Raw genomic sequence first — 20,550 nt, forward strand, 5'->3', positions numbered from 1 at the left:
ATTATTGCGCCTCTGCAAGCGGGAGTTTTAACGTTAAACACAGACCGCCTAAACGGCTTTTAGTTGCATTTATTTTTCCTTGATGGGCTTCAACAATTGTTTGGCAAATCGCCAAGCCTAAGCCAAAACCGCCGGTTTTTCTGTTACGAGAGCTATCGGTGCGATATAAACGATCAAATAGTTTTTCAAGAGCCTCATCAGGAACACCGGGGCCTGAATCTTCTATCGACAAAAATACATGATGATTAGACACGGTTAAATCTAACCAGACTTTTTGCTGTTCATCGGTATAGCGTAAATTATTTTCTAAAATGTTTTGTAGAACTTGTGTAATACGATTTTGGTCGGCTAAGATCATCACTGTTTGCTCTGGTAAGGTGGCATTAAGCGTGATGTTTTTGGATTGAAATTTAAACGCATACTTATGCGCTTGTAGGGCCACCAAGGCATTAAAATCAATAGTTTCCATATGATAGTTAAAACTGTGTCTGTCGAGTGAGCTAACTTTATGTAAGTCGTTCACAAGTCGGCTTAACAGCGCCACTTCTTCTTGCAGTGAGCTTATTGCCTTTTGGTTTGGTTCGATAATGCCATCGTTAATAGCCTCTAGTTCACCCTCTAAAATAGTTAAAGGCGTGCGTAGCTCATGAGAAATATCCATGAGCCATTGGCTTTGCTGCGACTCAAAGCGTCTGAGCTCTGTGGCAATACGATTAAAATCATCTGCTAAGGTCGCAAATTCATCACTACTGTTGACGGTTATTTGGGTCTCAAATTCGCGTTCTGCAAGGGCTTTTGCGCCTTTTTTCAGCTGCGAAATAGGGTTAGTAAAATGACGTGCGAGTAAGTAACTAAACAATAACGCAATTAATAAACCAATCCCTGCTGTCCACAAACTGATATTAATTTGTGTATTTAGGTAATGCTGAGTTAGCGCGCTAACATGATTGCGGTTAGCATGCAGCTGAAGCACCGCAACAACCTCGCCATTGTGGGTGATTTCTTGCTCGTTCACGACCTCAGTTTCGGTATTACCTGCAATCAATATTTCGCCTTTTTCATCAAGCAAACTTAGGCGTTTTTCAAAGGGCATGAAGTCATCAGGCATGGGTTTATTGCGAGGTGGCGACTCATGCATGTCAGCAAAGTTAGCAGGCTCGTTAAACTCATTTGATGGGTCAAATTCAGGTGGCTGGTCGAACGATGGTGGCACCCCAAAGTCATCGGGGGGTGGCATCGCTTCATTTTGCATACGTTTTTCAGGAGGCCCATTTAATGGAAAAGGGCCGGGCTCTCCTGGTTTTGGGCTATTGGGCGAAAACAATAAACGGCTTGAATGGAAATTACGGTTAATTAACTCATACCACAGGGCTTTAGAATCGATAAACATCCCAATCGAACCCGTTTGCTGATACTGCAGGCTAATTTCAGTGGCTATTCGGTTAAATGCTTCGTTATCTATATCTTCAAACACATTATTGAGCATACGCTTATTGGAAATTGCATTTAGACCAAACATGGTCAGCACCAGTAGTAGCGTAATGATAAGATTGGTAATTAAGAGTTTGTGAATTAACTTCATAGATGTAATAGTAAAATGTAATAGCCAGAAATGAATATACTATAAATGTCTATTTTTTGGCATGTGCATCCTAGTCACTCTATAAAAGCACCATTTTTTCTACACAAAGTCTCTACATTTGTTCTTTATACTCGACGTTAATTACTCATGTTAGCGAAGGGGCACAAGATGACTTTAAAACCTGAACTTTATACTCGTAGAAAAATGCTTAAAACATTAGGTGTTTCAGTTGCTGCTGTGCCTATGTTGGCATTTTTAGGCTGTAACTCAGATACAGTATCATCAACGGATACAACATCAGACACCGATACATCAACAGATACAGACACCAGCACTGATACAGACGATACAACAACTACGAACGATAGTGATTATGTATCAGGCACAACAGCTCTTATTACCGATGACTTCCCTGATGACAGCATTTTTGAAACATCAACCGCATGTGTGTTAGCTCTGACTCAAGCAACAACCGAAGGCCCGTGTTACTTCCAAGCTGATTCAGACGAAGACATCTCTGATGGCCTAACGGGTTTACCTATGATGCTTTGCTTACAGTTAATCGATAGCGACTGTAACCCATTAGCAAATTACGAAATCTCGGTTTGGCACTGTGATACCAGCGGTATTTATTCGGGCGATACTAGCAGTAGCTCTGATAGCTCACGTTTTGCGGGTGATTTCTGTACTGATGGCGATGCCGAAGCTGAGGCAAGTACCTGGTATCGTGGTTCATTGATCACAGATAGTAGTGGTCGTGTGAACTTTAAAACGCATTTCCCAGGTTGGTACTCTGGCCGTACTATTCATATTCACTTTAAAGTAGCAAACAACAATAACGACTATGTAATCAGTCAGTTCTGTTTTACTGATGCGTTTGCAAAAGAAATTTGTACCACTCATAGCGATTACAAATCACGTGGTGAACAAGATACAACCCTTGCTAGCAACGACAACGTGTTTGGTAGTGATTATGAGCAGTTTATTTTAAACACAGCACAAAATAGTGATGGCACTTTATTGGCGTATCACACTATTCAAATTAGTTAATTTATTCACTTATCATTGTAGGTTAGGGCGTGTTAGCAATTACTGCTTTCACGCCCTATTTTTTTAGAAGCTATAAGTGATGTTACCGTAAATAAAACGGCCATCTAAGCTGTATGGCGCAAAGCCACTATAAGGGAAGATTTGGTTGAAATCGCTGTAACCAATATTACTTACAGTATCTTGAGGGTACTGATCAAAAAGGTTGTTGGCGCCTAATGCGAACTTCCACTGCTCATCAGGGCGGTAAGCCACTTCTAAGTCAGCAATCCATTTAGCATCAAGTACTTCATCACCATCTTCACTGCTTGCAGTGTCAACTACTTCACCATAACGAGTTGCCCGTAATGTCGTTTGGAAGTTTTCATAATCCCATGTTGCAGAAAGGTTCCATTTATCGGCTGGCGTGCCTTTTTCAAAGCGTGTGATTTCACGACGAGAGAAATACTCGTAGCTATCGCCAAGGGCTTCTAGCTCTGCTGGGTTTTCTTTAACATGTGTCACTTCGGTGTCGTTAAAGTTAACCGCTGCACTTAAGCGTAAATCACCATAGTTTTCTAAACCTAATGAGTAGGTCGCAACAATATCAACGCCTTGCGTACGTGAATCAATGGCATTAGTAAAGTAACGAACGCGCTGCGTATTTACTTCGCCCGCTTCGGCTAAAATCGCTTCAACTTCAGGGCCGCTTAAGTTTTCAGACAATACGATACGGTCGTCAATTTCAATGCGATACGCATCAAGGGTTAAGCTAAAGCCGCCTTGCGTAAAGATGAAACCCGCCGTCATATTAACTGACTCTTCAGCGTCTAAATCACGAGCTCCCAGTGCTTGCGCTGCTGGCTCATCAACAGGGAATAAACCCACTTCATTTGGCACACCATTTTCAAAAACAGTGCTTACTGATTTATAAGATGTTTGGGCAAGTGAAGGCGCTCTAAAACCTGTGCTAATTGCACCACGTAGCGACAGCGACTCGTTAATGCTGTAACGCGAAGCAAGTTTAGAGGTAAAGGTACTACCAAAATCACTGTAATCTTCAAAACGACCTGCTAAAACAAGGTTCCAATCTGTAGTTAGGTAAGTATCAAACTCTGCAAATACCGCAATGTTATGACGGCTTTTATCTGTTGCACTTTCTGGTGAGAAACCAGGTAACACTTGCGCGCCACCGGCAGCAACTGGGTTGCCATCGTCATCTAATACAGTGAGGTAAGAGGCTGTTTCACCTGCTTTGATTTGGTAGTTTTCGTGACGATACTCAGCACCAATCGTAACAAACACATCATCAGGTAAACCTAAATCTAGTGTGTTGCTAGCATCCATGTTCACTAGGTATTGTTCATACACAAGCGAGCCATCGTCAAATTCTGTTGGGCTGCTAACACCCATCGAGGTATTTAAGCTGTTGCTTACGCCAATACCAAAATCGTTGCGACCATAATTGGTGCTTACATCCCAAGCCCAATCATTGGTTTCGCCATTTAGACCAATTGCAAATGAGTAATCATCTACATCGGTATCAATTTGCGGTAAGAAACCGTCAGGGTACACTTCAGTTAAGTTACGAGAATCTTTGGCACGACGATAAAAACCACCTGAGTTACCTTTACGGTTTGAGTAACTTGCAAATGAGTAAAGCGATAGCGAGTTATCAAACTCATAACCTAGGTTATAAAAAAGCGCGAAGTCTTCGATATCGGCTTTACCAAAGCGGTGGTTATAGCGGTCAAAGTCAAATTCACGTGAATCTAAATCTCCATTCTCATCACGGCTATATTGCTCACGTGCATCAAAGCCAGAGCGATTTGTTGGCTCGTTATTACGTGACTCAATCGACACGTTAATAAAACCATTATCGCCAAGTGCAAAGCCCGCATTAGCACTTGCTGTACGCGTAATGCCGTCGTTTACTTCACGGTCGCTGCCAGTTTCAAAGCTTAAGTTGCCTTCGCTATCGGTTGTGGTGTTTAGTAGCTGAGGAGAGCCTGCCATTTGTGTGTCGTATTCACCATATGTGTAGCTCACGCTACCGCCTTCATCGGCATCTTTTAATACAATATTGATCACACCGGCAATCGCGTCAGAACCATATTGAGCTGCAGCGCCATCACGCAGAATTTCAACACGTTTAATTGCAGAAGTAGGAATATTATTTAGATCCACTGCCGTTGAACCACGGCCAACCGTACCATTTAAGTTTAATAATGCACCGGCATGGCGGCGTTTACCATTAATAAGAACTAATGTGTGATCAGGGGCAAGGCCACGTAAAACAGCCGGTTTCGCGTGGTCAGTGCCATCAGCAATGGTGGCACTCGGGTAGTTAAAGCTTGGTAATTGTGATGCCAATACTTGGCTCATATCAAGCTGGCCTGTGCTTGATAAATCGCGGCTTGTTAATAAATCGACAGGCACGGTACTTTCAGAAATGCTACGAAGGCTTCGGCGAGTACCTGTAACAGAAATAACTTCAACATCTTGAACGGTGTTGTCAGTTGTTTGCTCAGCAGCGATTGCAGTCACTGATGTAGCGAGTGTACTTGCAATTGCGAGTTGCAAAGGTACTTTTTTAAAAAATGTCATTGTTGGATCCCTTCTGACGTTGATTTCGCTTCGCAGTTTATCAATAAAAAAGGAACAAACAAATAACATAAAAGTATACTATATGATTATCTTAACAAGCTATTTAGCTCACTATATTTACATTATATTAACTTGATTAAGCGCTAATGCTTATTTTATTTCTACCCTCTGTTTTTGCTCGGTATAAAGCAGTATCTGCTGCACAAATTAATGCCTCTGAAGTACGGTATTGATTATTAAACTCACAGGCAATTCCTTGGCTTACACTTATTCTAAAATCACTTGGTAAACCTATATCAGTAAATGGCATGTTATTTACTTTTATTTGAATATGCTTAGCAATAGCGGCGGCCGTGTCTTTTTGGCAGCGGGGTAGTATAATGGCGAATTCTTCACCACCATAACGCGCTGCTAAACAATCACGAGAAGGGAGTGATTCTGCGATTATACTTGCTACTTTTTGTAAGCATTTATCGCCTTTTACATGACCAAATCGGTCGTTGAATAATTTAAAGTAATCAATGTCGATTAATATAGTGCTAATGGCTTGGTTTGTTTGTACGCTTTCTTGCCAATGCTCTTTTAATGATTCCTCAAGAGTTAATCTATTTGCAAGGCCGGTTAAATGGTCAGTGGTAGCCTGTTTAATTAAGCGGTTATATTGTTCTTTGTGTGATGATAAATCGTGTAATACACAAATAAATAAATTTTCTGCAACGGCAATGTTTTTTGGCAGGCTCGATATACATAAATCCGCCTCAAGGGTTTTACTGTCGGCGCGGTTTATTTTAACTTCGTTTGGACCAAGGCTTATCGGCGAGTCTTTATGGTCTAACCAACTGAGTAGAGTATACATATATTTATCACGGTCGGTGTCGTGTAGGTAATGTAAAATGTTTTGCCCGATTAACGCTTCTTGGTTGTCTCCTAAAAGCTGAGCCGCCATCGGGTTTGCAAATTCAAACGTGCCTTGGCCATTAATGATAAACACTCCCTCAGGAATGTTCTGAAACATTTGGGCAATCAGTGCAAGTTGCTCTGAATTGATAGACTGCGGTAGTGCGTTTTTCGCTTCTGGTTTTGCAGTGCTTGGTTGTTCATTTTTATTAGTAGACACGTTCGTTTCCTTTTTGCCGATGCAAACGATTTTGGTGTCTATAAAGTTACTTAAAAAAGTGCAAATTAACCTTCCGGTAATCTTCTGGTTTTAAATTGTTGTTTTATAATGCAAAAAGCTCCTAAGAAGGAGCTTTTCACGAGAGGTTTTTAGTTTTCTTTTTCGTTCTCAACTTGTGGATCTGCACTTTCATAGCTTGTGCCATTGCACTCTACGATGAAAATCATACACGCAGTACCGCTATTTTCATCTGAATCGGCAATCTCAATTGTTTGGCCATTGTTAGTGACTTTAAAGCTAAAGTCTTGCTCGCAATTACCTTCAAGGTTTGCAAATTTAGCACCTGTAAATTGAAAGCCTGCATCCACTGTTGCATCATCAAGTGTATAAATACCTAGGCTGTTTCTTTCATTGACAGTGCCGCCTCCAGAAACTTGCTGACCGTCTTGGAAGTATGTGAATAAAGCTTCATTTTCAGTGTTAAGTTTAACATTCACTGTAAAGTTGAAAGTTTGACTTTCGCTCATTGTTATTACCTTCTAGTTGTTTTTTATAGATCAAAGTTAGTAATACCTAACTCTATTAGTTTACTTTTAATTGTACCTACCTCACTTTCCTTGTTTAAACATGTGTAGGCTTGAATAAGTGGGTAAGTTCTTTTTATACTTTTATCGCCGTTATTATTTTCTTCAATTGCATTAATAGCTTCTTGGCATGCTTGTTGTCTTGCTATCTTGTCTTCAGCAAGCTTTGCTTTAACTAAATTAACCTTTATCAGAGCAGCGAGGTTTTCTATTTTGCTAGTGTCAGAAATTCTCTCTATAAAATCTGAGTTGCTTTCTAACTTTAACAAAAGGTCTTCGGCTTCGCTTAAAAGGTTTCGATTGATATAATAATGAATCACCCCAATTTGAATATTTATTGAGGTTGTATCTGAAAACCCTTGGTTATTAATGTAACTCAAAACATCTTTTACTCTTTCACTTTTTTTGCTTTTATCTAACAGCATTAATTGGTATGCAAGTGATCTATAAAAGGTGCGTTGAAACTTTTGATTTTTTTGATCTTGTATTCTAGCTTGGTTAATCGCATTAGTTGCTTCTTCGGCTTTTAAAAATGCCGCTTTCTTATTTGGGAAGTAGCTCAATAAAAAGCTTTGCTGCATATAAGTGTTTGCTAAATAATTATATATGCTTGCATCATTCGGTGACGTTTCAAGCATGTTGATTAGCTCTTGAGAGGCTTGCTCAAGTAGTTCGAGTGCAGCGTTTAGATTCCCTTGGCTTTCTTCTGTGGTTGCAATCCAGCTAATGGTGTCTGTTTTATCGCGTAATAAGTTTTTGTTATTAGGTTTAAGCTCAAGAGCTTGGTTTTTAAGTTTTAAAGATTCAGTAAAACTTTGTTTTGCAAGTGCGTAATTAAACTGTTTTAAATACAGCGAACCAAGAGAATTGTGTGAGTAAGATAGCTCCATAATTGAATTAAAGTCATTAGGGGCAAGTTGATACATCTTTTCACTGTAAGCCAAGTAACGTTTGAACATTGGCTCAGTCGCTAAGTAATTACTTTGCTCATAAGTTAAATTACCAAGCCAAAAAGCATTAGCCCCTGCGAGCATTAGTAAATCAAGGTTGTTGGGTTGAATTTTTAGTAAAGATTCTAGGCGCGTTCGCGCATTTTCAAAGGCGGTGAAGGCCTCGTCGGTTTTGCCACGAGAGTAGGCGACTTCGCCCATAGCCTCTAAGGTTTGAGCGTATTGAAAACGGTTATTAAACTGGGCTTGTTTATCGCTAAAGTCAAACAACGACGCTGTTTCTTCGTCTTGATTGGTAAAATACTCAAGGGCTTTGTTGCTAATACCATCCAGTAAATCCATACGCCTTACGCTTCTGAGTTTATCGGCAAATTCACCAACCATAAAGCCCAATAAACTCTCTGCTTCTTGGCGTTTTTGTTTTGCTATTTGTTCGGCTTGGTAGCTACGCACGCTCATAAATGTGGCAATAAAGGTTAAGCACACAAGTGCAGCCGCCGTTATTTGTAACACGCGTTTTTTACGTTTGACTTTATTGTTAGAAGCTTTAATTAACGCTTGTTCGTCGCTCGATAAGCTAAACATAGGGTTTTTAACTAGGGTTTGTGCTTCTTGCAGCGGTTTGCCTTGGGCTAATAAAAAGTCGCTGTGTTTTTGTTCAATCAGCCAGCGCTCGGTAGCTAGTTGCACACGGCTTTGAATTGCTAAGCTTTGTTGGTGCTCTTGCACCCAATCTATGGCGCGTTGCCAATGGCGCAGCAGCGCTTCGTGGGCAAGGCTAAAGCAGGCTTGCTCATTTTTAAGGTGTGATACAAACAAGCGGCTATCGACCATAGCCTGAACAAGCTTGGTCGCAGCAGGGCCGGTTAATTCGCTCCAACGCGCTGCACGGCTAGTGAGCGTTTCGCCATCAGGGTTTAAAGTGATCAGCTTAGAAAGAACTGCGGCAAGTTCAGTTTGTTGGTCTTCGGGTAATTGGCAAAATACCTGTTCGGCTTTTTGGCCGATGGCTCCTTCGATGGTGCCAAGCGCTTGGTATTCAGAAAACAATAATTCGTTGTCTGGGCTGCGCTGCAAGTAAAGCTGCTGCAAGGTGTATTGCAGCATTGGCAATGCATCAGGGTTATTGGCAGTATCGTTACAAAGTTGTTCATCAAGCGGTGTGTGATGCTCTGGGTGATGTTGCCAACTTAAGCCAGCTGCAAGTGCTGGCAAACGGATCATTTGCTTTAGCTCAGAGCGAGTTGGCGCTAATAAATCAAAGTGTGCGCCATTGGCTTTACCTGCCATTAAACTTGGTTGACTCACTACTTGCGGGTAAAAGTCATTACGACAGGCACTAAAAATGATCATGCAGCCACTTGTTGCTAAGCGCTCAATAAGTGCTAACAGCTGGTTGCGCTCGTCATCGCTAAATAGCGGCGATGACAATAGCACTTCGAGCCTGTCGATAAATAAAAATAGATAGGGCGTAGTGCGCTCTGCATTTAGCGCTGCAAGTGCTGCTTTACAGCGAGAAATAACCAGTTCTGGATCTGTTAATAACAATTCAGCCAACGCATCGGCGCTTATATCGCTAAGTACAGGTGCGTCGTTTATTTCTAAATCGAGCAAGGTTGAGGCTAAATCAAGCAGTAAGCGCTCTTTGCTGACATCGGCAAAGTCGAGTTGGCAGTAACTATGTACTCTAATGCCATCGTAGCCATTACTCGACATTAAAGCGGGCAATACACCTGCGTTAACTAACGACGATTTACCTGAACCACTGGCTCCCAAAATTAAGCAAAATGCGCGCCCAAACTCTATTTGAGCCGATACCCGCTGTAACAAAGTGGCAATTTGTTTGTTACGACCAAAAAACACATCGGCTTGCTCAGGTGCAAACGCACTTAAGCCAACAAAGGGCGAATCACCTTGCCAACTGGTTTGGCTGGCTTTTTGTTCTTCGTTGAGTGGAAAGTTGATTTCGGCAATAACCCGATAACCGCGTTTACGAATGGTTTCTATGTAATGCGGATCGCTTGCTTTATCTTCAAAGGCTTTACGTAATTGGGTGATCACTTTATGTAGGGGGTTGTCACCCAGCGCTACATTTGGCCAGCAATGGCTGATAATTTCTTCACTTGTTAGTAGCTCACCTTGTTTTTCGCAAAGCAGCAGTAATACATCCATCGCCTTGGGTTCAAGATGCTTTGTTTCTTCACCGCGTCTGATTGAATTAGTAGCCGGAGTAACTTGCCATTCGCCAACGAAAAACAGTGCCGTATTCATAGTGTTATCTTCATTGTTATTGTTAGAAACGCAGTCCGATTGGACCGATTTTATATTAGATTACGGAATTCTTTGATTAATACAATATTATGAGATCAACAGCAAGCGCCTTGCCTTTTCTGACATTAAAAAATCATATTGATGTCGTGTATACAAAACTTTTTGTAAAGTTTGTTTGACTTTTTGTGTTGCTAGGTTAATCTTTAGTCAAGTTTACTTTACTTTTAAGGTGAGAATAATGAATCAAACAGGATTAACCTTTAAACAACGTAATAAGCAGAACACGCTAAACCTCGCTAAATGGACATCTGCATGGGTGATTACATTAGCAATTGCCTCATTTGGGCCACATTTTTTATGGCAAGAGCAGGCTTTTTTTAGTGTTGTGGCAATCTTAATTAATGTAGTAGTTGGCATCATGATGATTTTATCTAACAAAAGGCAACTACAAGGAATGGATGAGCTGCAGCAGCGTATGCACCTTAATGCAATGGCCATTACCTTGGGTGCAAGCTTGGTATTTGGTTTAGCTTATTCGGTGGTGCAATCAAGCGGTTTAATAAGCTTTAAAGAAGATATATCGCACCTCGTAATCTTTATGAGCTTAACCTATTTAGTGAGTCTTTTAATGATGAATAAGCAGTTAAACGACGAGGGCGAAGAATGAAAAACCGCTTGAAAGTGCTTCGTGCTGAGCACAACTACACCCAAGCGAAACTCGCAGAGCTTTTGGATGTGTCTAGGCAAACTATTAATGCGATTGAAAAAGGTAAATTTGACCCAAGTTTGCCATTAGCATTTAAAGCCGCGCGTTTATTCAACCTGAGTATCGAAGAGATATTTCAGGATGAGTAAGTCTGATAGCCTTCAGCCTTCAGCCTTCAGCGATCAGACTGAGAGCTGAGAGCTTAAGGCTTACAGCTTTGTCTTTTCATTTGCATCGCACTTAACGACCACATTAAAAAACCACCTAAGAATAGTGCCGCCGAAACATAGCCTGTTTGACTAGGGAGTGCGCCTTCGGCAATAGCCATGCCCCCAAGCCAAGGGCCAATCGCATTAGCTGTATTAAACGCACACTGCACCAGCGCACCAATCATGGCATGCCCTTGTGGTGATACATCCATTAATAATGATTGGATCACGGTACCTAAACCAACACTAAAACCAATAAAGAAAATCACCGCGTATAACAGCCAAATATTATGGCTTGCGCTTACATAACTGGCTGCAAATACCACAGCACCAATCAGCGCAGCCCCTGTGGTTTTCAGCGGTGAGTGGTCGGCGGCTTTACCTAATACATAGTTACCTAAAGTACAGCCAATACCAAACATGATCATAGCAATAGAGATAGTGTAAGCAGGGGTATGGGTGACTTCTAAAATAGTGTCGGCAATGTACGTGTAAACACAAAATACACCACCAAAACCTATAATGATGATACCCAGAATGGTCCATACGAGCTTATTCTTTAATACACTTAACTCATCGAGAATCGATGTTGGCGCGGTATTTTTTACGTTAGGTACGTATTTCACAATCAATACCAAGGCAACTAACGCAAGTACAGCTGTGCCCGCTAAACAATAACGCCAGCTAAAGTTTTGCCCCACTAAGGTGACCATGGGCACACCAACAATAGTAGCAATGGTTAAACCCATAAATACTTTTGACATAAAGCTTGCGCGTTTATCGGCAGGGGCAATGTCGGCAGCCAATAAAATAGCGGCGGCGAAGTAGGCACCGTGTGGTAAACCACTTAAAAATCGAAATAAAATAAGTTGCTCAAGTGAGTTTGCAAAAGCACTTAAGCCATTGAATAAAAACATCATGCTGACAAACATCAACAGGGCATTGCGCTTACGCATGTTGGCGGTTGTGATCATAAATAGCGGCGCACCAACGACTACGCCTATCGCGTAAGCACTGATGGCATAACCACTTTGCGCTGGGGTAGACGAAAATGTTTCGCTGATCAGGGGCAACATTGGCATCATAGAAAACTCTGATAGGCCTAAAATGAATGTGCCTAAAGCCAATACTATCAGAATGGTTAACGTGCTTGCGTTGCCTTGGGAGTTGGCTACGTTAGTCATGTAATTCCTTTAAAATAAATTTAAAAACAAAATAGATTTTTGATAATTGAAAGTGCCAGCAACAAATACTTTGTTCTGGAGTAGAGATGTGTGCCCAGCACTATTGTAATACAAATTAATGGGGTTGATACAGTACTTTTTGGAACGTTCTATATTTGTTTGCTATAAGAAAATAACCTGAACTTCTTAAGTCTTTGCTGTTCAAAATAAATACAGAGAAAAAGCCAACTATACTTGGTTAATTAAATTGGTTTGAAGGAGAGCGCAATGAAAAAGATATTTGCTTGTATCGACGGTTCATGCATGACCGATGCGGTGACAGAAGCGGCTATTTGGATTTCTAAGCGCTCCAGCCATCCAATTAATTTTCTGCATGCATTAGAGCCACCTTTGCCGCAGGGCAGTGATGATTTAACCGCAATTATTGGTTTAGGCTCGCAAACCTCATTGTTAGAGCAATTGGCAAAACTTGAACAAGAGCGCAACAAAGTAGCGTCGCAGCATGGTCAATTATTGCTTGATGAAGCAATGAAAAAAGCCGAGCATGCAGGCCTAACCGAGATTGAGCAACAGCAGCTTTCAATGAGCCTTGTTGATGCTTTACTTGAACATGAAGACAATGCCCGTGTGATGATTATTGGCCGCTCTGGTAAAGGCCATTACGATGATTTTAAAGTACTGGGCTCGCATATTGAAACGCTGATCCGTCAGGTGCATACCCCGGTTGCGATTGTGCCGCCGCAATTTCATGAGCCAACTAATTTTATGCTTGCCTATGATGGTAGCGAACATACCGACAAAGCAATAACACAGATTATTAACGGGGGGATTTTAACAGGGTTAGATTGCCATTTAGTGATGGTTGATAAACAAGACGGTCACTGCCAAGACAAACTTGATAGTGCCTCAGCAAGGCTGGCTGAAAACGGCTTTAATGTGAGAGCGCGCATGCTCGATGGCGATGTTTACCAAGCGCTGTGGCGATATAAAAGTGACCACGCCGTTGACTTAATGGTGATGGGCGCATTTGGTCACTCTAAATGGCGGCAGTTCTTTTTAGGCAGCACGACCTTAAAAATGCTTGAAGATAGCCGTATTCCTTTAGTGGTGCTGCGCTAAGTTATTGACCTGTGACAGGGTGCGACAATATGTCACGTGTTCAGACTAATTAATGGGTTTTATAATCAGCGTCATTAATTATTTGCTTTGATTTTAAAAGAGTTATGAACACGCAATCTTCTCGCCCTGGTTTTTTATTTTCTAAAATTGCTGCAGCACTTAGCTGTGTTTTAAGTATTTCGGCCTTTGCTGATGATTCTATTGAAGTGATAGAAGTACAAGGTCATGCCCAAAATAACCATCAATTAGTTGGCTCTGCAGACGCATTACTGAAAGATTTAGGTGTTGATTTTTCAGCGGCCGGAGGGGTGTCTAACTTGCCGGTGATGAACGGCATGATGGGCGATAGAGTTAAAGTTTTAGTCGATGGTGCTGATGTTACAGCAGCGTGTGCTAACCAAATGAACCCGCCACTCTCTTATGTGTCGGCAAACCAAATAGCCTCTTACAGTGTTGTTGCTGGTGTATCACCGGTAAGCAGTGGCGGTGATAATATTGCCGGTGTTATTAGAGTAAATACGATTGCCCCTGAATTTAGTGATACAGACTCAGTGAACTGGCGCGCAGGCTATGTTACTGCCCAGTATAAGAGCGTTAACGACAGCCAAGCATACGCCCTAGGTGCAAGCCTTGCTAGCAAACAGTTTAGCTTGTCTTACCAAGGTAGCTATGAAGATGCTAACAGTTATGATGATGGGCATGGTGAGCGTGTACTTGATACCTTATATCGAGTGCAAAATCATGCTTTAACGGGCGCTATTCGTGATGAGAAACAACAGCTTGTAGTTAAGCTCACACATCAAAAAATTCCTTACCAAGGCTTTCCTAATCAATACATGGATATGACCGATAACACCAGCTATGGTTTCGTTGCTCAGTATCAACGTGAGCTTGAAAATGGTGATTTGCAGGTGCAAGTGAATGCGCATGATGTAAAACACGAAATGGGTTTTTTCAGTAATGAGAAAACCGGCATGATGCCAATGAATACCGATGCACAAGATTACAGTTATCAAGTTCATTGGCGCACTGATTTATCAAAACAGTCATCATTAATGCTAGGGCAAGAATATTACGGTTATCGAATTGATGATTGGTGGCCGGCGGTTGCAGGGTCAATGATGATGGGCCCAAATGAGTACGTAAACATTAACGATGGCAAACGTGACCGCCTTGCTGCATTTGCTGAGTACCAAAACCAAGTAAACCAAGCATGGTGGGTGTCGGCAGGTGTTCGTGTCGAGCAAGTCACCACAGATACTGGCGAAGTGCAGGCTTATAACGAAGGTGGCATGAGCGGTATGGCTAATATGGGCTCAATGATGGATATGTCAAAAACCGACGCCCAAGCTGCGATGGAATTTAACCAATTAGACCGTAAACGTGACGACACCTTAGTTGATATTAGTTTACTTGCTCGCTATCAATTATCGAACAACGATGAGCTGCAATTTGGTTTAGCTCGTAAAAACCGCGCACCTAATTTATATGAGCGTTACAGCTGGGGTGTAGGTACGATGGCAACCACCATGATTGGTTGGTTTGGCGATGGTAATGGTTATATTGGTAACCCAGATTTAGAAGCCGAAACAGCTCACACATTGAGCTCTAGCTACACCAAACTTGCCAAAGACGATAGCTGGCAAGTAACGGCAAATGTTTGGTACACGCAAGTAAATGATTATATTGATGCTGAAGTGACTAAAAGCTTTAATCGCACTGACATGGCGCATACCAAGCGTAATATTCTTACCTTTACGAATTTAGATGCCACTCATTACGGTGCAAAACTGGCGGGCTTGGTAGAGCTTTACAACACAAAGCAAGCAGGAAAGTGGCAGTTAAAAGGCTCACTAACCAGTACTCATGGCGAGCGTGATGATAGCAATGAAGACTTATATCAAATTATGCCACTACACACTGAGCTGAGCCTAGAGCACGAATACAAAGGCTGGCAAAACGCACTGAGCTGGCAATGGGTTGATAGTAAAACCCATGTTGATGAGCGCCGTTTAGAAAACCAAACCGACAGTTATCAGCTATTGGCTATCTCAAGTCAGAAAACGTGGCAAAATTTAACCTTTAAGTTGGCAATTACTAACTTACTAGATGAATACTACCAACAGCCACTTGGCGGTGTAAGCATTGCTAATTACAAGCAAGATATGAGTAATGGTTTTGAGCAACTTGCAGGGCAAGGCCGCTCGTATAATGCCAGTGTGAGTTATAGGTTTTAGAGAAAGCTATCAGCTTTCAGCTGTCAGTTTGAAGCTGAACGGTGTTGCTTACAGGCCTTTACCAAAGGCCTAGCTCGTAGGAGGTACTTTAGTGCCGAAAATATCTTCACAAAGAAAATGACGAGCTGTCAGATTTCAGATTAAAAACCAGAGTTTCTATTTACGAGAGTAAAGTTAGCGAGTCAGGTCACGTGTCCGATACAAATGTGAAATAAGCTGTCGTAGGCGTGAAATTTATTTCGCGCGAGGGTGCTTGTATTGAGTGGTGGTTGAGACGCGCCAAGCAAGCGTGACGCCTACGGCTGATAACGGCGTGAAATTTCTTTTGCGTATTGCGCGATATAAAAATCGCGCCTACAATCTTTGCCTCGAAACTCGAAACTCGAAACTCGAAACTCGAAACTCGAAACTCGCAATCATTTTATCGGCAAATATATATCCGTTTGCAGGTCACATTCATCAACTTCATGGATGAGGTTGAGGTAATGAAAGAAGCAAGGGAAGTCTCTGACTTCTTCGCCGCTTTGCACCAGCCATTCACGGTATAAGTAGTAAACTGTATCGCTAATGGTGTCATGAGAGCCATTATGACGAACTACGGCGCAGCGTCCTGCTGGAATTTCACCATTTCGCACACCTTGCGGGTTTTCAGTAATCGGTGAGGTGATACTGCCTGCAAAGTCAAAACGAAATGCATGGTCTTCAGTGGTGGCCGGATCGCTATACGGGATCCCATACGTTTTACTGGTTTTAACAGGTGAAAAGCCTGATTCTTTGCGCCACTCAATAAATTGTGCAGCGGTATTCATCAGGGTATTAGCAGCGCCTAGGTGGGTTAATAAAGCCACCGGCTGTGCTTTAAAATCAACAATGTTTACATTCATAGGGCAAACCTTTTTGTCAGGTAATGAAAATTCAAACTGTGAGTGCCAATTAGGCCAGTTTGGTTTGCTTCTGAATTCGCTTGGCGACTGCGTAAAGGTGCGCTTAAAAGCACGACTAAATGCTTCTGGGCTATCAAATTGCGCTTCTAATGCAACATCAATAATTTTAAGTTGATGTTCAAATGCAAGTCGAAATGAGGCACGCTTTAAGCGCGCAAGCTGCGCATATTTGGTAACGCTTAGGCCAACTCCAGCGACAAATAAACGATGAAAATGATATTTCGAACAACATGCCACCTCACTGAGTGTCTCCAGTGATAAAGGTTCATCAAGATGCTGGCTAATGTAGTCACAGACTAACTCAATGCGTTGTTGTTGCTTCGTTTTCATGGTTACTCGTTAATGCTTTTCAGAAGTGGGGCCAGTTTGCCATGGCCCCTAAGTCGTTACCTGATTGAAATTGCGCATTTTGAGTTCAGTTGATAGCTGTCACTTTAAAGGTGTTTTGATAGAGCAACTGTTGGTTTGCGCCCATCACATCTAGTGTCCACGTACCTGGAGTCGATGTTTCATCTAAAGTGCGGTAGGTAAACCATTCATCAAGAGGGCTGCCCCATAAAGTTTGGTAATAAACATTTTCATTTTCTTCAGGAGAGCTTGGTTTGAAGTGCCATTTGGTAAATATAACCAAGCGATCCTTACGATTATCAATACCCTCACGGTTCATTGAAAACTCGATTCCAAAGCGCTGTTTTTCGTTCAGTGTATATGAAAATTCCGTATTTTCATTGAGTTGCTCGACACTAGAACGGCCATTAAATTTTTCAGATAAAACTAGTTTAAATAATCCAGCCCGCTCTAACTCTAAAATCGCATTTGGATAATCAAGCCCATACAGTTTTTTAATTATTTTCTGAAGCCTTTCTCGTTCTTGAGTCGAGTATTGACCTTCCAGCATTAGCAGGGCTATCTGCTCTCTAACTTCTCCGTTTGAGTTATTGCCAACTTTTTCAGCATACTCTTCTATTAAGCTTAAACACTTTTCTGTATTTCTAAATTTAATATCAGCAATGCAATTGACTACTGCTAAGTTAAATGCGTTTTTAACAGTTTGCTCTTTATCATAAAGTTCTTGAGAGTACTTTTGAGCTTTTTTGAAGTCAGGCTCCACAAGTAAGCTGTAGGAATAGATAAAACTTAGTCTTTCTTTTGCATTCTCATAGCCTAATTCCGCCGAGCGGCTGTAATACTCAATAGCTTTTTTAATATCAATAGGCCTATTATCGCCACGATGATAATAACTACCGACATTAAACATGGCTCGATCATGATCTAAGTTGGCAGCTAATTGGTAGTATTCAAAGCTTTCTTTTGTGCGATCAGTTTCTATTGTTTTACTGTCAAATGTATCTGCTAACAATATGGCATCACGTTGAACCGCTTTCTTTTCAGATTCAGTATAATTAGTTAATGTACTGTTTAGGTTAAGTTTTCTTTCAAGAAAGTCGTTAGCTAAAGCTGCTTCTACTTGATCGTAATACCAAATCTGATGACCATGCCCAGAGCGTTCGAAAAACGCTTTTTCAACATCATGACCTAAACGCTTTAAAACATAGTAAAAGCGATTACTTTGCTCAAAGCCCGATATTTCATCTTGTTTGCCAGCAATAATAAGAACAGGGGCTTTTAAAGATGTAGCCTGATAGACTGGGGAAATACCTTTTAAATCTTGGTTATATTCACCAACAGTACGCTCAATAAGCTCTTGATAATCTTTAGTTAAAGCGATATTACTTGCGTTATAAAGTAGAGGTAAGTCATAAATACCAAAACTTGCAATCACGCATTCATAAATATCAGGGTGTTTAATTGCCAGCATCACCGCAGAATAACCACCATAGCTTGCGCCAATAGAGCAGGTATGTTTAAAGCTATATTGTGAACGAATATGTGCCACTGCGGCAGAAATGTCTTGTTCGATAAGGTTACCAAATTGACCAACACCGCTTTCTAAAAACTCTTTACCAAACCCTGCTGAGCCTCTGAAATTAACACGTAAGATAGAAAAACCACGGGAAGCAAGGTATTGCACCTCAGGGCTAAATTCATCACTTTCACGAATACCAATCGGGCCACCGTGTGGCATCACTAATAATACCTGCTTATCGTTGTTAATAGGCTTGGTTAAGTAACCTTCAAGGTTAGTTCCATCGTAGGCTTTAAAGTTAAAAAACGTTGTTTTAGCGTACTTAACGTCTTCATTTTTATCGGTAGAGAATAATAATTCAATGTGGTTAGCTTCGGCGTTATATAAGAAGTATTTACCAGGAATCGTTGAGGAATGGTTGTAAAGAATATGGTTTTTTCCATCTAATGAGCTATTTACCCAGAAGAATTGCTCATCCCCTAATGCTTCAGCAACTTTGCTATGCAACTGTTTATACGTATCCACAAAATAGTCAGTCGTATATTTACCATGCTTGATATACGAGGCAGCAATAAGTTTACCATTATCATCAAGTTCTGCCGACTGAATGTCATATTTGGGGTGCTGATAGAGTGTGTCGGTGATTTCTTGTGTGTTGATATTAAAAAGGCTCACCTGACTCTTATCGGTATTTTTGTTGGTAATGACGGCAAGGTGATCTTGGTCAGTAAATCCAATTGGTAAAAACTGATAATCTGCGTCTGTGAGTGTAAAAAGTGGTATCCACTTATCACTCCCGATAACCTTGTAGAAAAACTGTAAGCTTTTTTCATCAATATCAAATTTAACAGTAAATAATTGCTGTTTATGCTCATCAAAAAAATAGCTGCTAGCACCTTTTAAGCCCTTCTCAATGGGGGAGAAGGAGCTTATGTTATCTTTATACAAGATAGTGAGCGGAACCTTATAAAGATGCGTATTCTTTTTACCTGGTTTAGCGAATAAAATGTGTTCAGCATCGTTTAATAACCTATCAACTATGTATCCCTTGGTTGTTACTTTATGCTGTTCGAACTTTGGCTTTTCTTCACTTTCTGTGACATTAATTACTGCGTTATAGTCTGAGTCATACTTGCTATTTACACGAACGAAAATATTGTCGTTACTCAGCCATTCATAATTATAAAAATTATCTTTTTCATTGAGTTTAACTGCATAGTACATTTTCATCGTTTTCATATCGATGATGTTGAGGGTTTTGGTTTTGTCTTCTTGCGCTTCTAAAAAGCTGATCCAACGGCCACTGGGAGAGACCATAACTTGGCTTTGATCGGGTGAATACATTAAATCTTCACTCGATAATATTTCAGCATGCAAGGGAAAGATAAAAAATAATAAGATAAGTAGCTTTTTCATTATTTTGCTTCCTGCTGCGAAAATGTTTGTTCCAAATAATCAAAGAATGAGTCTTCCCCTGGGCCGCCATAATTTAGCGAGCGACCAGACAAAATCGTTGGGAAGTTTTGTTCCATGTATTGCAGTGCTTCAGAACTACGGTTTTCTAAAACAATGTGAGAGCGGGTATACCAAAAACCTACCGTGGAAATATCTAAATGACCTACATAGTTGATTTTTTTAGCAGAAAGAGTGAATTGCCAACTTTCTTCATCGTTATCAAATTCAAGATAGGAATATCGATTTAAGTTTAAGCGTGTGATGGTGTAATCACCCAATGGTAGATTCGCTAAAATATAATTGCTACCACTTCGAATGTCCTTAGCCGTAAGAACAAGCGACTTTGGGCCATCAATATAAATGGCTTTTAAACTGCGGTTAGTTTCAATGCCAATCAATAGGTAGCCTTCATTGGCTTTAGATAGTGTGTCTCGGTCTTCTTTTATGTTTGTAACTTTAGATGAGCATGCACTTAATAAAAGCGCACAGCTAAGCAGCAATAAACTTCTCATTCCCTTGTATCTTATTGTTGTTATTTTATTAATTTTAAAATACTTAAAAATCGGAACTATGTGAAGCACAATTTGTGAATGAGTGTGAAAAGAGTTGAGTTGCTAGGCGTGAAATTTCTACGCGCGAAACCAGAGTGTACAAAGAGAATGATGAGCCGTCAGATTTCAGCTTTCAGTTTG

General features: G+C 41.0%; 14 protein-coding genes. 5 read left to right on the forward strand and 9 right to left on the reverse strand.

The genetic code is table 11. From position 1 onward, the window contains the following. Window position 1: 1 nt before the first annotated feature. Entirely contained in the window at window positions 2-1,519 is a 1,518-nt protein-coding gene (locus AADY36_RS04875) for an ATP-binding protein (protein WP_342408598.1), read from the reverse strand. A 231-nt stretch (window positions 1,520-1,750) separates the two neighbouring features. Here AADY36_RS04875 and AADY36_RS04880 point away from each other — a divergent pair, with 231 nt between their 5' ends. Beyond that, window positions 1,751-2,632: a dioxygenase family protein gene (locus AADY36_RS04880; RefSeq protein ID WP_082423015.1), complete on the forward strand. Its 882-nt coding sequence runs from the start codon at window positions 1,751-1,753 to the stop codon at window positions 2,630-2,632. A gap of 63 nt (window positions 2,633-2,695) precedes the next feature. Here the strand turns inward: AADY36_RS04880 and AADY36_RS04885 are convergent, their stop codons facing one another. The 4 genes from AADY36_RS04885 to AADY36_RS04900 form a co-directional block, all read right to left on the reverse strand. Continuing rightward, a complete protein-coding gene (locus AADY36_RS04885; protein WP_055022096.1) occupies window positions 2,696-5,215 on the reverse strand; it encodes a TonB-dependent receptor plug domain-containing protein in 2,520 nt (839 codons plus the stop codon). 136 nt (window positions 5,216-5,351) lie between these two features. After that, the gene (locus AADY36_RS04890; RefSeq protein ID WP_082423014.1) at window positions 5,352-6,332 is read right to left on the reverse strand and encodes a GGDEF domain-containing protein; all 981 of its coding nucleotides are present in this window, start codon (window positions 6,330-6,332) and stop codon (window positions 5,352-5,354) included. Between the two features lie 149 nt (window positions 6,333-6,481). Further along, window positions 6,482-6,859 carry a DP-EP family protein gene (locus AADY36_RS04895; RefSeq protein WP_055022095.1) on the reverse strand — a complete coding sequence of 126 codons (378 nt, stop codon included), beginning with the start codon at window positions 6,857-6,859 and terminating at the stop codon, window positions 6,482-6,484. A 23-nt stretch (window positions 6,860-6,882) separates the two neighbouring features. After that, window positions 6,883-10,137 (reverse strand): nSTAND1 domain-containing NTPase, encoded by a 3,255-nt coding sequence (locus AADY36_RS04900; protein ID WP_342408599.1) that lies wholly within the window; start codon window positions 10,135-10,137, stop codon window positions 6,883-6,885. Between the two features lie 238 nt (window positions 10,138-10,375). Between AADY36_RS04900 and AADY36_RS04905 the strand changes: the two genes are divergently transcribed. Both AADY36_RS04905 and AADY36_RS04910 read left to right on the forward strand, forming a co-directional pair. After that, window positions 10,376-10,804, forward strand: coding sequence for a hypothetical protein (locus AADY36_RS04905; RefSeq protein ID WP_055022093.1), 429 nt, complete (start codon window positions 10,376-10,378; stop codon window positions 10,802-10,804). Next, window positions 10,801-10,992, forward strand: coding sequence for a helix-turn-helix transcriptional regulator (locus AADY36_RS04910; RefSeq protein ID WP_054551820.1), 192 nt, complete (start codon window positions 10,801-10,803; stop codon window positions 10,990-10,992). The genes AADY36_RS04905 and AADY36_RS04910 overlap by 4 nt, the downstream gene beginning before the upstream one ends. A gap of 53 nt (window positions 10,993-11,045) precedes the next feature. Here the strand turns inward: AADY36_RS04910 and AADY36_RS04915 are convergent, their stop codons facing one another. Continuing rightward, window positions 11,046-12,236 carry an MFS transporter gene (locus AADY36_RS04915; protein ID WP_055022092.1) on the reverse strand — a complete coding sequence of 397 codons (1,191 nt, stop codon included), beginning with the start codon at window positions 12,234-12,236 and terminating at the stop codon, window positions 11,046-11,048. Between the two features lie 267 nt (window positions 12,237-12,503). Here AADY36_RS04915 and AADY36_RS04920 point away from each other — a divergent pair, with 267 nt between their 5' ends. Beyond that, window positions 12,504-13,355: a universal stress protein gene (locus AADY36_RS04920; RefSeq protein ID WP_055022091.1), complete on the forward strand. Its 852-nt coding sequence runs from the start codon at window positions 12,504-12,506 to the stop codon at window positions 13,353-13,355. A 104-nt stretch (window positions 13,356-13,459) separates the two neighbouring features. Further along, entirely contained in the window at window positions 13,460-15,592 is a 2,133-nt protein-coding gene (locus AADY36_RS04925) for a TonB-dependent receptor (RefSeq protein WP_342408600.1), read from the forward strand. A gap of 416 nt (window positions 15,593-16,008) precedes the next feature. Here AADY36_RS04925 and AADY36_RS04930 read toward each other — a convergent pair whose 3' ends face one another. The 3 genes from AADY36_RS04930 to AADY36_RS04940 all read right to left on the reverse strand — a co-directional run bounded on the left by AADY36_RS04930 (window position 16,009) and on the right by AADY36_RS04940 (window position 20,370). After that, a complete protein-coding gene (locus AADY36_RS04930) occupies window positions 16,009-16,866 on the reverse strand; it encodes an AraC family transcriptional regulator (protein WP_342408601.1) in 858 nt (285 codons plus the stop codon). An 85-nt stretch (window positions 16,867-16,951) separates the two neighbouring features. Beyond that, a complete protein-coding gene (locus AADY36_RS04935; RefSeq protein ID WP_342408602.1) occupies window positions 16,952-19,819 on the reverse strand; it encodes a prolyl oligopeptidase family serine peptidase in 2,868 nt (955 codons plus the stop codon). Next, complete coding sequence (locus AADY36_RS04940) at window positions 19,819-20,370, reverse strand: hypothetical protein (protein WP_342408603.1); 552 nt, start codon at window positions 20,368-20,370, stop codon at window positions 19,819-19,821. The genes AADY36_RS04935 and AADY36_RS04940 overlap by 1 nt, the downstream gene beginning before the upstream one ends. Window positions 20,371-20,550 lie beyond the last annotated feature (180 nt).

Source organism: Pseudoalteromonas sp. D15MCD-2 (genome assembly GCF_038562745.1).
In the GTDB taxonomy this organism is placed as follows: Bacteria; Pseudomonadota; Gammaproteobacteria; order Enterobacterales; family Alteromonadaceae; genus Pseudoalteromonas.

Bases quoted from the DNA above. Each gene is read 5' to 3' on its own strand.
- AADY36_RS04875 (WP_342408598.1), bottom strand. From the start codon at position 1,519: ATGTTTGGTCTAAATGCAATTTCCAATAAGCGTATGCTCAATAATGTG.
- AADY36_RS04880 (WP_082423015.1), top strand. From the start codon at position 1,751: ATGACTTTAAAACCTGAACTTTATACTCGTAGAAAAATGCTTAAAACA.
- AADY36_RS04885 (WP_055022096.1), bottom strand. From the start codon at position 5,215: ATGACATTTTTTAAAAAAGTACCTTTGCAACTCGCAATTGCAAGTACA.
- AADY36_RS04895 (WP_055022095.1), bottom strand. From the start codon at position 6,859: ATGAGCGAAAGTCAAACTTTCAACTTTACAGTGAATGTTAAACTTAAC.
- AADY36_RS04900 (WP_342408599.1), bottom strand. From the start codon at position 10,137: ATGAATACGGCACTGTTTTTCGTTGGCGAATGGCAAGTTACTCCGGCT.
- AADY36_RS04905 (WP_055022093.1), top strand. From the start codon at position 10,376: ATGAATCAAACAGGATTAACCTTTAAACAACGTAATAAGCAGAACACG.
- AADY36_RS04910 (WP_054551820.1), top strand. From the start codon at position 10,801: ATGAAAAACCGCTTGAAAGTGCTTCGTGCTGAGCACAACTACACCCAA.
- AADY36_RS04915 (WP_055022092.1), bottom strand. From the start codon at position 12,236: ATGACTAACGTAGCCAACTCCCAAGGCAACGCAAGCACGTTAACCATT.
- AADY36_RS04920 (WP_055022091.1), top strand. From the start codon at position 12,504: ATGAAAAAGATATTTGCTTGTATCGACGGTTCATGCATGACCGATGCG.
- AADY36_RS04925 (WP_342408600.1), top strand. From the start codon at position 13,460: ATGAACACGCAATCTTCTCGCCCTGGTTTTTTATTTTCTAAAATTGCT.
- AADY36_RS04930 (WP_342408601.1), bottom strand. From the start codon at position 16,866: ATGAAAACGAAGCAACAACAACGCATTGAGTTAGTCTGTGACTACATT.
- AADY36_RS04935 (WP_342408602.1), bottom strand. From the start codon at position 19,819: ATGAAAAAGCTACTTATCTTATTATTTTTTATCTTTCCCTTGCATGCT.
- AADY36_RS04940 (WP_342408603.1), bottom strand. From the start codon at position 20,370: ATGAGAAGTTTATTGCTGCTTAGCTGTGCGCTTTTATTAAGTGCATGC.